Genomic DNA, 14,385 nt, shown 5'->3' on the forward strand with positions numbered 1-14,385 from the left:
ACAGAGGTCACGAAGGCCCCATCGTTCCGCCCCGCACCGCCGGCCTCTTCCCTGTGCCCGCTTCTCGCTCTCGGCGTACCCGATCCCGCCCGGGAACTTCGGCGGTGCTCCACACGCTTGCATACAGTGGCAGGACCGGCAGAAACGGCGGATCGACGACCCGCCTCCGCGATCGAAGGGACGTACATGCCCATGGGTCACACGGCCACAGCGCAGGCAGGCTCCGGCGGCCTGACAGCGACCGAGCATCGCCTGGCCAACGGCCTGCGCGTGGTGCTCTCCGAGGACCACCTGACCCCGGTCGCGGCGGTGTGCCTCTGGTACGACGTCGGTTCGCGGCACGAAGTCAAGGGGCGTACGGGCCTGGCTCACCTTTTCGAGCACCTGATGTTCCAGGGATCCGCCCAGGTGAAGGGCAACGGTCACTTCGAGCTCGTTCAGGGCGCCGGCGGCTCCCTGAACGGCACCACCAGCTTCGAGCGCACCAACTACTTCGAGACCATGCCGGCCCACCAGCTGGAGCTCGCCCTCTGGCTGGAGGCCGACCGCATGGGCTCGCTGCTGGCCGCCCTGGACGAGGAGTCCATGGAGAACCAGCGGGACGTCGTCAAGAACGAGCGCCGCCAGCGCTACGACAACGTGCCCTACGGCACCGCCTTCGAGAAGCTCACCGCCCTCGCCTATCCGGAGGGCCACCCTTACCACCACACGCCCATCGGGTCGATGGCGGACCTGGACGCGGCCACCCTCGAGGACGCCCGCCGGTTCTTCCGCACCTACTACGCCCCGAACAACGCCGTCCTCTCGGTGGTCGGCGACATCGACCCGGAGCAGACGCTCGCCTGGATCGAGACGTACTTCGGTTCCATCCCTTCGCACGACGGCAAGCCCGAGCCCCGCGACGGCACGCTGCCCGACGTGATCGGCGAGCAGTTGCGCGAGGTCGTCGAGGAGGAGGTCCCCGCGCGGGCGCTGATGGCCGCCTACCGGCTGCCGCAGGACGGCACGCGCGCGTGCGACGCCGCCGACCTGGCCCTCACCGTCCTCGGCGGTGGCGAGTCCTCGCGGCTCTACAACCGGCTGGTGCGGCGGGACCGTACGGCCGTGGCGGCAGGGTTCGGCCTGCTGCGACTCGCCGGGGCGCCCTCCCTGGGCTGGCTGGACGTGAAGACGTCCGGCGACGTCGAGGTGCCGGTCATCGAGGCCGCCATCGACGAGGAGCTCGCCCGGTTCGCGGAGGAGGGCCCCACGGCCGAGGAAATGGAGCGGGCCCAGGCCCAGTTGGAGCGAGAGTGGCTGGACCGGCTGGGCACGGTCGCCGGCCGCGCCGACGAACTGTGCCGGTTCGCCGTGCTGTTCGGTGACCCGCAGCTCGCCCTGACGGCGGTCCAGCGCGTCCTCGAGGTGACGGCCGAGGAGGTGCGGGAAGTCGCCGCGGCCCGCCTGCGCCCCGACAACCGCGCGGTGCTCGTCTACGAGCCCGTCGCCGCCGACGACGCGCAGGATGCGCAGGACGCGCAGGACGTGGCCGACCCGCAGGACGCGGCGGACACCGAGGGCGCCGGGGACACCGGGGAAGCCGCCGCGGCAGCCGGCACCGACGAGAACGAGGAGGCGGCGAAGTGACCGAGCTCGCCCAGATGGACTTCCACCCCCAGCCGCAGGCGGGCGAGGCCAAGCCCTGGGCCTTCCCGGCCCCCGAGCGCGGGACGCTGGGCAACGGCCTGACCGTCCTGCGCTGCCACCGCCCCGGCCAGCAGGTCGTGGCCGTGGAGGTGCTGCTCGACGCACCCCTGGAGGCCGAACCGGCCGGCCTGGACGGCGTCGCCACGATCATGGCGCGGGCCTTCTCCGAAGGCACCGACAAGCACTCGGCCGAGGAGTTCGCCGCCGAGCTGGAGCGCTGCGGCGCCACCCTCGACGCGCACGCCGACCACCCCGGCGTACGCCTGAGCCTGGAGGTGCCGGCCTCGCGGCTCGCCAAGGGGCTCGGGCTGATCGCCGAGGCCCTCAGGGCACCCGCGTTCGCCGACAGCGAGGTCGAACGGCTCGTCCGCAACCGCCTCGACGAGATCCCGCACGAGCTGGCCAACCCCTCCCGCCGGGCCGCCAAGGAGCTCTCCAAGGAGCTGTTCCCGGCGGGTTCGCGCATGTCGCGCCCGCGCCAGGGCACCGAGGAGACGGTCACCGGCATTGACGCGGCGGCCGTACGAGCCTTCTACGAGAAGCACGTCCGCCCCGCCACCGCCACCGCCGTGGTCGTCGGCGACCTCACGGGCGTCGACCTGGACGCGCTGCTCGGCGACACGCTCGGCTCCTGGACCGGCTCCCCGGCCCGGTCGCGTCCCGTGCCGCCCGTCGTCGCCGACGACACCGGGAGGGTCGTGATCGTCGACCGCCCCGGCGCCGTCCAGACCCAGCTGTTGATCGGCCGCATCGGCCCGGACCGGCACGACCGCGTGTGGCCGGCCCAGGTGCTCGGCACCTACTGCCTCGGCGGCACCCTCACCTCCCGCCTGGACCGCGTCCTGCGCGAGGAGAAGGGCTACACCTACGGCGTGCGGTCGTTCGGGCAGGTGCTCCGGTCCGCCCCGGACGGCACCGGCGCGGCGATGCTCGCCATCAGCGGCTCCGTCGACACCCCGAACACCGGTCCCGCCCTGGAGGACCTGTGGACGGTGCTGCGCACGCTCGCCGCGGAGGGGCTCACCGACGCCGAGCGCGACGTCGCCGTGCAGAACCTCGTGGGCGTGGCGCCGCTCAAGTACGAGACCGCGGCGGCCGTCGCGAGCACCCTGGCCGACCAGGTCGAGCAGCACCTGCCCGACGACTACCAGGCGCAGCTGTACCGGCAGCTGGCCGCGACCGGCACCGTGGAGGCCACCGCGGCCGTCGTGAACGCCTTCCCGGTGGACCGCCTGGTGACCGTCCTGGTCGGTGACGCGGCGCAGATCAAGGAGCCCGTCGAGGCCCTCGGCATCGGCGAAGTCGGCGTGGTGTCGGCCGAGTAGACGGCGCGGCAGGCGCACGCGCGCCCGGAGCCCTGGTGACACGAAAGTCACCAGGGCTCCCTTATGCCCGGATTGGGGCGGAGGTTGCCTGTCTGACCTGTGGGATGCGCTACAAAAACCGGGATTCGTTTGAGGATTGAAAGTCGCCCCGTTTAGCGTCGTCCGGGCTGTTCGTCAGGCAGTGCGCCGCACCCGCGGCACCGGACAGTCATCGCCGAGTCCCCGTACGGCGCGAGCCAGGGGAGCCGGGGACCCATCGCAGTCCCTGGGGTGAATCGGACGCCCGCGCGTGCCGCGAGGGGGTCCGTAGGAGACCTTCCTGCTCCGAACCCGTCAGCTAACCCGGTAGGCGAGAGGGAAGGAAAGGACCAGCCTGTACATGGCGTTCACCCGCGCCACGGGGAAGCACCGTCGTCCCAGCCGGATGCAGCGCGGCACCGCCCGCGCGGCGGGCGTCGCGGCCCTCACCACCACCGGCGTCATCGGATCCTTCACGGCCCCGGCGCTCGCGGCCGAACCCGCCGCCGAGCAGACCGGACTCACCCCCGTCGTCACCATCGGCGACGACGTCGCCGCCCAGATCGACGCCCAGGCGACCGCCCAGCAGGAGGCCGCCGAGGCGGCCGCCGCCCGCCGGGCCGCCGAGGAGGCCGCCCGCGAGGAGGCGGTCGCGGCCGCCAAGAAGGCCCGCGAGGACCGCGAGCGCGCCGCCCGCGAGGCCGAGCGTAAGCGCCTCAACACCTTCGTCTCCCCGATCCCCGGCTCCTACGTCTCGACCGGCTACAAGAGCGGCGGCGCCGTCTGGTCCTCCGGCAGCCACACCGGTGTCGACTTCCACGCCGCCGGCGGCACTCCCGTGCAGTCGGTCGGCATGGGCACCGTCGTCGAGGCCGGCTGGGGCGGCGCCTACGGCAACCAGGTCGTCATCAGGATGCACGACGGCACCTACACCCAGTACGGCCACCTGTCGTCCATCAGCGTCTCGGTCGGCCAGCAGGTCACCCCGGGCCAGCGGATCGGCCTCTCCGGTGCCACCGGCAACGTCACGGGAGCCCACCTGCACTTCGAGGCCCGCACGACCGCCGAGTACGGCTCCGACATCGACCCGGTCGCGTACCTGCGCACGCACGGCGTGAAGCTCTGACGCGACGCGCGCCCCCGCCCCACCTGCACGAAAGCCCCGGCCCCCGAGCCGGGGCTTTCGCCGTTTTCGAAGGAGTGGTTGTCCAAAAGATTCGCATGGAATCCGGCCCGCCGTCGGAATTTCCGGTCGATTGCAATAGAGTCACGGAACACACGTCCATCGTCGACGTTTCACGGGGATTAAGCCGGAGGTTCGTCATGCGTGTTCCCGCGCACTCGGTGTGCACGGCGATCCGGGACGACATCGTCGCGGGTGTCTACGAGCGCGGTGGCCGGCTCACCGAGGAACTCCTCGCCCGCCGCTACGGCGTCTCGCGCGTGCCCGTCAGGGAGGCCCTGCGCACCCTGGAGGCCGAGGGGTTCGTGGTGACCCGGCGGCACGCGGGCGCGTGCGTGGCCGAACCCACCGAGCAGGAGGCCGCCGACCTGCTGGAGATGCGCCTGCTGCTGGAGCCGCTCGGGGCCTCCCGTGCGGCGCAACGCCGTACCGAGGCCCATCTGAAGGTGTTGCGCGGCCTGGTGCGGCTGGGCCAGGAGCGCGCCCGCCGGGGCAGCAGCGACGACCTGCGCTCCCTGGGCGGATGGTTCCACGAGACGCTCGCCCAGGCCGCCGGCAGCCCGGCGCTGACGTCGATGCTGACGCAGTTGCGGCACAAGATCGCCTGGATGTACGCGGTGGAGGGGCCGTCCGACCCGGTGGAGTCCTGGGCGGAGCACGGCGCGATCGTGGACGCCGTGGCACGTGGCGACGGCGAGCGGGCGCGGGCCCTGACGGCGCTGCACACCGAGCGCCGGACCGGGGCGCACCGCCTCCGCTTCGGCCCCGGCCCGGACCGCGCGGAGCGTGTGAGGAACTCGCAACATCCCGTAAACACGCCGAGCCTGCGGCATTAACAAAAGGGCCGTATACAAAGAAGGGTCATTCGGTGGGGCGGTATTTCTGCTGCCCGTTTTCACGTGCTCGCGGAAATTGAAAGCCGCCTCCGGGTGAGGTGCCTTTGGATGCCGCTGGTGAATCCGGTGCGGCATGCACCCACGTGCAGAGCGACAGGAAAAGGGCGGAGCCGCGCCACCCGAGGGTCGGCGCCGCTCCGCCCCTTGCCGCAGGGGCTCAGACGGTCTCGGGAAGCTCCTCGAGCCCCTGGGAGACCAGCGTTGCCAGACGGTCCAGGGCGGCGTCCGCGCCCTCGGCGTCGGAAGCGAGCACGATCTCCTCGCCGCCCTGGGCACCCAGGCCCAGGACGGCCAGCATGGACGCCGCGTTGACGGGGGTGCCCCCGGCCTTGGCGATGGTCACCGGGACGCCTGTGGCCGTGGCGGCCCGGACGAAGATGGAGGCGGGACGGGCGTGGAGACCCTCGGCCCAGCCGACGTTGACGCGGCGCTCAGCCATGTGTTGCTGCCCTTCAGGTGTTCAGGGTTGTCTAGACCAGTTTCCCATATCGTCGAGCATGCCCGGAGCGGGGCGTCGCTCCCTCACCGGGGTGGTTCCGGACCGCGGCCTCGGCCCGGTTCTGTGTCCTCCACAGACTGCCTCGCGCCGTTGTCGGACGCGACCCGTACTCTGGGGCCCATGCAGACCTCGTCGGACCGGCACGAGTACCCCGCCCACTGGGAAGCCGACGTGGTGCTGCGCGACGGCGGCACCGCACGCGTCCGCCCCATCACCGTCGATGACGCCGAGCGCCTGGTCAGCTTCTACGAGCAGGTGTCGGACGAGTCGAAGTACTACCGCTTCTTCGCGCCCTATCCGCGTCTGTCCGCGAAGGACGTCCACCGCTTCACCCACCACGACTTCGTGGACAGGGTGGGACTCGCGGCCACGGTGGGGGGCGAGTTCATCGCCACCGTACGGTACGACCGCATCGGCGCCCACGGAGCGCCCGCCTCCGCACCGGCCGACGAGGCCGAGGTCGCCTTCCTCGTCCAGGACGCCCACCAGGGCCGCGGTGTCGCCTCCGCGCTGCTCGAACACATCGCCGCCGTCGCGCGGGAGCGCGGAATCCGCCGTTTCGCCGCCGAGGTGCTGCCCGCCAACACCAAGATGATCAAGGTGTTCACCGACGCCGGGTACACCCAGAAGCGCAGCTTCGAGGACGGGGTCGTCCGGCTCGAGTTCGACCTCGAGCCCACCGACCGCTCCCTGGCCGTGCAGTTCGCGCGCGAGCAGCGCGCCGAGGCCCGCTCCGTGCAGCGGCTGCTCGCTCCCGGTTCGGTCGCCGTCATCGGCACCGGCCGCACGCCGGGCGGTGTGGGCCGCAGCATCCTCGACAACATCCGGGACGCCGGGTTCACCGGCCGTCTGTACGCGGTGAACAGGGCCCTCCCCGAGGGGCAGACCGAGCTCGACGGGGTGCCCGCGCACCGCTCCGTGCGGGACATCGGCGCGCACGTCGACCTCGCGGTCGTCGCCGTGCCCGCCGAGCGGGTCCCCGAGGTGGTCACCGAGTGCGGCGAACACGGCGTGCAGGGGCTCGTCGTCGTCTCCGCCGGGTACGCCGAGTCCGGTCCGGAAGGCCGTGAGCGCCAGCGCGCCCTCGTGCGGCACGCGCGCACGTACGGCATGCGGATCATCGGACCGAACGCCTTCGGTGTCATCAACACCTCCCCGGACGTACGGCTGAACGCCTCGCTCGCGCCCCGGATGCCGCGCCCGGGCCGGATCGGGCTGTTCGCCCAGTCCGGCGCCATCGGCGTGGCCCTGCTCTCGCGGCTGCACCGGCGCGGCGGAGGCGTCACCGGTGTCACGGGCGTGTCGACCTTCGTCTCGTCCGGCAACCGCGCGGACGTCTCCGGCAACGACGTCCTCCAGTACTGGTACGAGGACCCCGACACCGACGTCGCCCTCATGTACCTGGAGTCCATCGGCAACCCGCGCAAGTTCACCCGCCTCGCGCGGCGCACGGCGGCGGCGAAGCCGCTGGTCGTGGTCCAGGGCGCACGTCACGGGGCGGCCCCGCAGGGTCACGCCGTGCGGGCGACCCGGCTGCCGCACGCCACCGTGTCGGCGCTGCTGCGCCAGGCCGGGGTGATCCGCGTGGACACCATCACGGAACTCGTCGACGCCGGCCTGCTGCTCGCCCGCCAGCCCCTGCCGGCCGGGCCCCGCGTGGCGATCCTCGGGAACTCCGAGTCGCTGGGCCTGCTCACCTACGACGCCTGCCTGGCCGAGGGACTGCACCCGCACCCCCCGCTCGACCTCACCACCGCCGCCTCGGCGGCGGACTTCCACGCGGCCCTGTCCCGGGCCCTGGCGGACGACACCTGTGACGCGGTCGTCGTCACCGCGATCCCGGCCGTGGGGGAGGGCTCGGTCGGCGACGCGGCGCTCGCGCAGGCCCTGCGCTCGGCCGCCGCGGCGACACCGTCCAAGCCGGTGCTGGTGGTCCACGTGGAACTCGGCGGCCTCGCGGAGGCCCTGTCCGCGGCGGCGAGCACGGCACGGCAGCCGGTGGCCGGTCCGGCACCGCAGCCGGTGCCGGACGCCGCCACGCCCCCCGTGCCGAACCCGGCCGCCACGCCCCCCACGGCTCCCACACCGGGCACGGCCCCCGCCTCCGGCACCCCCACGGCACCGGCGGCCGGCGCACCCCAGCAGCCACCCGCCGCCGGCCCCCGCCCCGTACCCACCACCCCGCACGGCACCCCCACCGCAGAGGCCGGGCACGCCGCCGTCGAGCCGCCCGAAGGCGCCCACCTCATCCCCGCCTACCCGGCCGCCGAACGCGCCGTCCGTGCGCTCGCCCAGGCCGTCGCGTACGCCCAGTGGCGACGGGACGCGGCCGACCCGGGCAAGGTCCCCGAGTACGAGAACATCGACCAGAAGGGCGCCGCCGCGCTCATCGACCGGCTGCTCACCCGCGGACAGGGCCTGACCCCCGGCGCCGAGGAGACCTGCGACCTGCTCGGCATGTACGGCATCCAGGTCCACCGCGCCCTGCCCGCGCCCACCCCCGACGCCGCCGTGGAGGCCGCCCGCGCCCTCGGCTACCCCGTCGCCCTCAAGGCCACCGCCCCGCACCTGCGCCACCGCGCGGACCTCGGCGGCGTGCGCCTGGACCTCGCCGATGAGGAGCAACTGCGCCGTGCGTACGTCGAGTTGACGCAGCTGTTCGGCACGTCGGAGGAGCTGCGCCCCGTGGTGCAGCGGATGGCGCCGCGCGGCGTCGACACCGTCGTACGGGCCGTGATCGACCCCGCGGCCGGTGCGGTGCTGTCCTTCGGGCTCGCCGGGGCCGCCTCACAGCTGCTCGGGGACATGGCACACCGGCTGATCCCGGTCACCGACCGGGAGGCGACGTCCCTGGTGCGGTCCATCCGGACGGCTCCCCTGCTGTTCGGCTGGCGCGGTTCCGCGCCCGTCGACACCCCCGCCCTGGAGGAACTGCTGCTGCGGGTGTCGCGGCTGGTCGACGACCACCCGGAGGTCGTCGCGGTGACCCTGGAACCGGTCGTCGTCGCCCCGCACGGCCTGAGCGTCCTAGGCGCCACCGTACGCCTCGCCCCGCCCCCCGCCCGGGACGACCTGGGTCCGCGGACCCTCCCCACGTACTGACGCCGCGCACGGACCGAGCGGAGAACGGGGAGAGCCGTGAGCGGTGCCTCGCAGTCAGTGGTCCCCCGTAGGATGGGCGTCATGGCCAAGACCAGTACGACGACCCAGGGGCTGCGGGCGGCGATCGAGCGCAGCGGCTACTACCCGGCCCTCGTGGCCGAGGCGGTGGAGGCCGCGGTGGGCGGCGAGCCCATCCGGTCGTACCTGGTCCACCAGGAGACGACGTTCGACCAGAACGAGGTGCGGCGGCACGTGACCGTCCTCGTCCTCACCGGCAACCGCTTCATCGTCAGCCACACCGACGAGCAGTCCGCCGACAGCACCTCCCCGACGCCGTACGCCACCACCTCCACCGAGTCGGTCAAGCTCGGCCGGATCTCGTCGATCGTGGTCAGCCGTGTGGTCGCCAACCCGGAGTCCTACACCCCGGGCACCCTGCCCCGCGAGATCGTGCTCACCATCGGCTGGGGCGCCGTCTCCCGCATCGACCTCGAGCCGGCCGCCTGCGGCGACCCCAACTGCGAGGCCGACCACGGCTACACGGGCAACTCCACGGCGGACGATCTCAGCCTTCGCGTCAGCGAGGCGGGGGACGGCCCGGAGACGGTGCGCCAGGCGCTCGCCTTCGCGCAGGCCCTCTCCGAGGCGACCGCGGACCAGACGCGCTGATGGCGCGGCCCACGCCCTCCGGGCACCCGGCGCAGCCGCTGCACGGCAGCAGCCACGCCACCGCCTGGGAGAACCACCCGGAACCCCTCCCCCTGGAGTCGGCTCCCGTGCCCGAGTACGGCACCGGGTCGCTCGCCGACCTGCTGCCCACGCTCGCCGCGGGCATGGGCGTCCCCGGCACCGCCGCGGCGATCCCCGAGCTGACCCCCGCCGACCGGAACTGCGTGTTCCTGATCGACGGCCTCGGCTGGGAGCAGCTGAGGGCGCATCCGGAGGACGCCCCCTTCATGACGTCCCTGCTCGCCACGTCGCGCGGGGGCACGGGGCGCCCCATCACCGCCGGTTACCCGGCGACGACCGCGACCTCCCTGGCGTCGGTCGGCACCGGTCTGCCCCCGGGCGCCCACGGCCTGCCCGGCTACACCGTGCGCAATCCGGACACCGGCGAGCTGATGAACCAGCTGCGCTGGCAGCCCTGGACCTCCCCGGGCACCTGGCAGCCGTACCCCACGATCTTCCAGGTGGCCCACCGCGCGGGGGTGCACGCCGCGCAGGTGTCCTCCCCGACCTTCGCCAACACCCCGCTCACCAAGATCGCGCTCAGCGGCGGCGCCTTCCACGGGCGGCTGACCGGCGAGGAGCGCATGGACTTCGCGGCCGAGCAACTGGCCGCCGCCGACCGCTCCCTGGTCTACACGTACTACGCCGAGGTCGACGGCGCCGGTCACCGCTTCGGCGTCGACTCCGACACCTGGCGCGGCCAGCTCATGTACGTCGACCGGCTGGTCCAGCGCCTGGCCGAACAACTCCCGCCGCGCAGCGCCCTCTACGTCACCGCCGACCACGGCATGGTCGACGTGCCCTTCGGCGAGGCACACCGCATCGACTTCGACGAGGACTGGGAGCTGCGCGCGGGGGTCGCCCTGCTCGGCGGCGAGGGGCGTGCCCGGCACGTCTACGCCGTGCCCGGCGCCGCGAACGACGTGCTGACCTGCTGGCGCGAGGTGCTCGGCGAGCAGTTCTGGGTGGCGTCGCGCGACGAGGCGATCGCGGCCGGATGGTTCGGTCCCCGGGTCGACGACCGCGTGTACCGGCGCATCGGCGACGTGGTCGCCGCCGCCCGGGACGACGTCCTGCTCATCGCCTCCGAGCGGGAGCCGAAGGAGTCGTCGATGGTCGGCAACCACGGGTCGATGACCCCTGCGGAGCAGCTCGTCCCGTTGCTCGAAGTACGCTCCTGAAGTCCGGCCTCCCCGCCGCCCTCGCCCGACGAACCACGCCCCGCCGAACCATGCCGAAAGGTGCTTCCCTCCCCATGCCCGAGCTGGTGTTCTTCTCCGGAACGATGGACTGCGGGAAGTCGACGCTGGCTCTCCAGATCGAGCACAACCGGTCGGCGCGCGGCCTCGTGGGCATGATCTTCACCCGCAACGACCGGGCCGGCGAGGGCAAGTTGTCCTCCCGCCTGGGCCTGGTCACGGACGCGGTGGAGGTCGGGGACGACACGGACCTGTACGTGTATCTCGTCGACCATCTCTCGCAGGGCCGCCGCGCGGACTACGTGATCGCGGACGAGGCGCAGTTCCTGGCACCTGGGCAGATCGACCAACTCGCGCGCGTCGTGGACGACCTGGAGCTCGACGTCTACGCGTTCGGCATCACCACCGACTTCCGCTCGAAGCTGTTCCCCGGCTCGCAGCGGCTGGTGGAACTGGCCGACCGGGTGGAGGTGCTCCAGGTGGAGGCCCTGTGCTGGTGCGGCGCCCGCGCCACCCACAACGCCCGTACGGTCGGCGGGGTCATGGTCGTCGAGGGCGCCCAGGTGGTCGTCGGCGACGTCACCGACTCCGCGGACGAGGTCGGCTACGAGGTGCTGTGCCGCCGTCACCACCGTCGCCGCATGACGGCCGCGACGGCCCGCGCGGCGGCCCTCTCCCCGGACGTGCTGCCGGTGCCGCCCACCTAGACCAGGGGGCCCGTCGTTTGGATCACACCGCAGACGCGGGGGCTGGCACGCACATCTGCGGTGTTGTCGTCACTCGCCGACGCTCCGCGTCGACTCCCTCCTCCGCCTTGCCGCTGCACGCACCAGCCCCCGCCCACCGGGCCGATCAGCCCCGTCGGCACCCCGTGATCCAACGACAGACCCAGGCGTCACCGGCCGAACGGGCCGTCGCACGCCCCGCAGTGGTCCGGGGCGGCCCCGCCGGCCGTGTCCGCACCGGTGACGCGGCCGGCGGGGCCACGGATCAGCCGCCGCTCTTGCGCCGGAACGACCGCTGGCTCGCCGCCGGGCCGTGTGCCCGGCGGACCTTCGACGCATCGGGGTTGGCGTTACCGCCGGCGGCATCCGCCTGGGCACCGCGCTTGCGCTCCAGGGCCTCGCGGAACTTGCGTTTCAGGTCGTAGTGGCCGTCGCTGTCCGGTTCCAAAGCGGATGTCTCGGGGGCAACCGGCTCCGAACCTTCGCTGGATGCGGACTCTGCGGTCATGGTGACCTCCTGGGTTCGGGCAGTGGAGAGCACAGCTTGTCATGCCGCCGCGGTGCGGGCACCGGCGACATCGTCGCGGCCCCGCGCGGGACCGAGGTCCCTCATCCGCCGCGACGCACCCGGGCCGCCTTGCGGGCCTCGGCGAGCCTGCGGGCCTCGCCGGCCTTCCGGGACGTGCCGCCGGCGCCGCGGGAGGCGTCCTTGCTCGTGCCCAGGCCGCGGAAGGGAGCATGGGTGTTCTTGGGGCGGGGCAGGGCAGGCCGGCCGTCGAGCGGCGTGCCGGAGGGGGCCCTGGCCCCGGTGATCCGGCTCAGCTCCGCCTCGCCCGAGGCCACCTTGGTGACGGTCGGCTCGATGCCGGCCCCGGCCAGCATCCGGCTCGTCTCACGGCGCAGGGCGGCCGGCACCAGCGTGACGACGGTGCCGGACGCACCGGCCCGGGCGGTACGGCCCGCGCGGTGCAGATAGTCCTTGGCGTCGGTGGGCGGGTCGACGTTGACCACGAGATCGAGGTCGTCGACGTGCAGGCCACGGGCGGCGACATCGGTCGCGACCAGGACGGTGACATGGCCGCTCTTGAACTGCGCCAGGGTCCGGGTGCGCTGCGGCTGGGACTTGCCACTGTGCAGGGCCGCGGCATGCACCCCGCTAGCCCGCAGATGCCGGGTGAGCAGGTCGACGGCGTGCCTGGTGTCCAGGAACAGCAGTACGCGGCCGTCGCGGGCGGCGATCTCCGTGGTGACGGCGTACCGGTCGGGGCCGTGGACGACCAGGACATGGTGGTCCATGGTCGTCACCACGCCCGCCGACGGGTCGACCGAGTGGACGACGGGATCGTGGAGGTGGCGGCGGACCAGCTGGTCGACGTCGTCGTCCAGGGTGGCGGAGAACAGCATGCGCTGACCGCCGGGGCGCACCTGGTCGAGCACCTCGCTCACCTGCGGCAGGAAGCCCAGGTCGCACATCTGGTCGGCCTCGTCGAGGACGGTGATCCCCACCCGTCCCAGGCGGCAGGCCCCGCGCTCCACGAGGTCGTGCAGCCGCCCGGGGGTGGCGACGACGACCTCGGCTCCCTGGCGCAGCGCGGTGGCCTGCCGGCCGATCGACATGCCGCCGACGACCGTGGCCGTCCGCAGCCGCAGCGCCTCGGCGTACGGTGCGAGCGCCTCGGTGACCTGCTGGGCCAGTTCTCGGGTGGGCACCAGGACGAGTGCGAGCGGATGCTTCGGCTCCGCGCGGCGCCCGGCCGTCCGGGCGAGCAGCGGCAGCCCAAAGGCGAGCGTCTTGCCCGACCCGGTACGCCCGCGCCCCAGGACGTCGCGCCCCGCGAGGGCGCTGGGCATGGTGGCCGCCTGGATCGGGAAGGGCTCGTGGACACCCAGTTCGCCGAGCGTGCGCAGCAGTTCGGCCGGCAGATCCAGACCGGCGAAGGAAGCGACCGGGGGGTGATTCACGAAGAGCCTTCCGCAGGGGAGACGTACCGAGGAAGGCCCGGTAGGAGGGGAGGAACAGCCGACGCGCCGGGGTGACCGAACAGGCGGAGTCGCCGTGCGCCAACAGCACGCAAAGGGATACAAAGGGATGAGCCTACATCACGTCGACCGCTGCGGGCTCCCGTCCGACCGCTGCGGGCTCCCGTCCTACGGCTTGCGGGCCAGTCCGGCGGCGATGAGGTGCTCCCAGACGGTGAGCTCGCGCTCGCCACCGCGGCCCCACGGGCTGTCCCCGGCGTCCGGACGCCACAGGGAGGCGGGGACTATCCCGGGGGCGAGGAGCTCCAGACCGTCGAGCAGCGAGGCGATCTCCTCGTGGGTGCGCCACCGGCCGCGGCCGAAGGTCTGCTGGAGGACCCGCTCGGCCTGCGCCGTCTCCGGGTTGTCGCCGGAACGGAAGTGGCTGACGAAGAAGAAGCTCCCGGAGGGCACCTGGTCCCGCCAGTAGCGCACGATACCGACCGGATCCTCGTCGTCGTTGACGTGGTGAAGGATGGCGCTGAACATCACGGCGACCGGCTGACCGAAGTCGATCAGCTCCACGGTGTCCGGGTGGGTGCGTATGGCCTCCGGGGCGCGCACGTCGGCCGGGACCACCCGCGTCCGGTCGTTCTCCTCCAGCAGCGCACGGCCGTGGACCAGCACCTGGGGGTCGTTGTCGACGTACACGACCCGGGACCGCGGAGCGTGCCGTTGTGCGACCTGGTGGACGTTGTCGGCGGTCGGCAGACCGCTCCCGAGGTCGATGAACTGCCGTACGCCGGTGGTCGTGGTGATCTCCCGGACCGCCCGGATCAGCGCGGCACGGTTGGCGAAGGCGATCGCCACCGAACCGGGCAGGTCACGCTTGAACACGTCGCCCACCTCCCGGTCCACGGCGTAGTTGTCCTTGCCGCCGAGCAGGTAGTCGTAGACCCGCGCGATGCTCGGTCTGGTGGGGTCGACCGCGGAGCCCTCATCCGTCATGGTGACCATCTTCTCCCGCAACTGCCCCCGCCCGCCCCGGTTTTGACAACCTGCCC

Annotated in this window: 12 protein-coding genes and 1 riboswitch; of the genes, 8 read left to right on the forward strand and 4 right to left on the reverse strand. The window is 73.0% G+C overall.

Features of this window, described 5'->3' with window-relative positions:
• Nucleotides 1–186 precede the first annotated feature (186 nt).
• The 4 genes from ACFYOV_RS08120 (at nucleotide 187) to ACFYOV_RS08135 (ending at nucleotide 5,048) form a co-directional block, all read left to right on the forward strand.
• Nucleotides 187–1,626, forward strand: coding sequence for a M16 family metallopeptidase (locus tag ACFYOV_RS08120; RefSeq protein ID WP_389084335.1), 1,440 nt, complete (start codon nucleotides 187–189; stop codon nucleotides 1,624–1,626).
• Nucleotides 1,623–3,011 (forward strand): M16 family metallopeptidase, encoded by a 1,389-nt coding sequence (locus ACFYOV_RS08125; RefSeq protein ID WP_389084337.1) that lies wholly within the window; start codon nucleotides 1,623–1,625, stop codon nucleotides 3,009–3,011. The genes ACFYOV_RS08120 and ACFYOV_RS08125 overlap by 4 nt, the downstream gene beginning before the upstream one ends.
• A gap of 202 nt (nucleotides 3,012–3,213) precedes the next feature.
• Nucleotides 3,214–3,378: riboswitch (cyclic di-AMP (ydaO/yuaA leader) on the forward strand.
• Between the two features lie 12 nt (nucleotides 3,379–3,390).
• Nucleotides 3,391–4,155, forward strand: coding sequence for a M23 family metallopeptidase (locus tag ACFYOV_RS08130; protein WP_389084339.1), 765 nt, complete (start codon nucleotides 3,391–3,393; stop codon nucleotides 4,153–4,155).
• Nucleotides 4,156–4,352: 197 nt separating this feature from the next.
• Nucleotides 4,353–5,048: a GntR family transcriptional regulator gene (locus ACFYOV_RS08135; protein ID WP_389084342.1), complete on the forward strand. Its 696-nt coding sequence runs from the start codon at nucleotides 4,353–4,355 to the stop codon at nucleotides 5,046–5,048.
• A gap of 217 nt (nucleotides 5,049–5,265) precedes the next feature.
• Here the strand turns inward: ACFYOV_RS08135 and ACFYOV_RS08140 are convergent, their stop codons facing one another.
• Nucleotides 5,266–5,547 (reverse strand): HPr family phosphocarrier protein, encoded by a 282-nt coding sequence (locus ACFYOV_RS08140; protein ID WP_389084344.1) that lies wholly within the window; start codon nucleotides 5,545–5,547, stop codon nucleotides 5,266–5,268.
• Between the two features lie 180 nt (nucleotides 5,548–5,727).
• Here ACFYOV_RS08140 and ACFYOV_RS08145 point away from each other — a divergent pair, with 180 nt between their 5' ends.
• From ACFYOV_RS08145 to ACFYOV_RS08160, 4 genes are all read left to right on the forward strand, one after another.
• Nucleotides 5,728–8,709, forward strand: a complete 2,982-nt coding sequence (locus tag ACFYOV_RS08145) for a GNAT family N-acetyltransferase (protein WP_389084347.1) — start codon at nucleotides 5,728–5,730, stop codon at nucleotides 8,707–8,709.
• Between the two features lie 81 nt (nucleotides 8,710–8,790).
• Nucleotides 8,791–9,378 (forward strand): DUF5998 family protein, encoded by a 588-nt coding sequence (locus ACFYOV_RS08150; protein ID WP_389084349.1) that lies wholly within the window; start codon nucleotides 8,791–8,793, stop codon nucleotides 9,376–9,378.
• A complete protein-coding gene (locus tag ACFYOV_RS08155) occupies nucleotides 9,378–10,619 on the forward strand; it encodes an alkaline phosphatase family protein (protein ID WP_389084352.1) in 1,242 nt (413 codons plus the stop codon). The genes ACFYOV_RS08150 and ACFYOV_RS08155 overlap by 1 nt, the downstream gene beginning before the upstream one ends.
• A gap of 74 nt (nucleotides 10,620–10,693) precedes the next feature.
• Complete coding sequence (locus ACFYOV_RS08160; RefSeq protein ID WP_389084354.1) at nucleotides 10,694–11,344, forward strand: thymidine kinase; 651 nt, start codon at nucleotides 10,694–10,696, stop codon at nucleotides 11,342–11,344.
• 283 nt (nucleotides 11,345–11,627) lie between these two features.
• Here ACFYOV_RS08160 and ACFYOV_RS08165 read toward each other — a convergent pair whose 3' ends face one another.
• The 3 genes from ACFYOV_RS08165 to ACFYOV_RS08175 form a co-directional block, all read right to left on the reverse strand.
• Nucleotides 11,628–11,870, reverse strand: coding sequence for a DUF5302 domain-containing protein (locus tag ACFYOV_RS08165; RefSeq protein WP_389084357.1), 243 nt, complete (start codon nucleotides 11,868–11,870; stop codon nucleotides 11,628–11,630).
• 101 nt (nucleotides 11,871–11,971) lie between these two features.
• Complete coding sequence (locus ACFYOV_RS08170) at nucleotides 11,972–13,324, reverse strand: DEAD/DEAH box helicase (RefSeq protein ID WP_389084359.1); 1,353 nt, start codon at nucleotides 13,322–13,324, stop codon at nucleotides 11,972–11,974.
• A gap of 186 nt (nucleotides 13,325–13,510) precedes the next feature.
• Nucleotides 13,511–14,338 carry an SAM-dependent methyltransferase gene (locus ACFYOV_RS08175; RefSeq protein ID WP_389084361.1) on the reverse strand — a complete coding sequence of 276 codons (828 nt, stop codon included), beginning with the start codon at nucleotides 14,336–14,338 and terminating at the stop codon, nucleotides 13,511–13,513.
• Nucleotides 14,339–14,385: the final 47 nt, after the last annotated feature.

Source organism: Streptomyces sp. NPDC005931, from assembly GCF_042871235.1.
Taxonomy (GTDB): Bacteria; Actinomycetota; Actinomycetes; order Streptomycetales; family Streptomycetaceae; genus Streptomyces.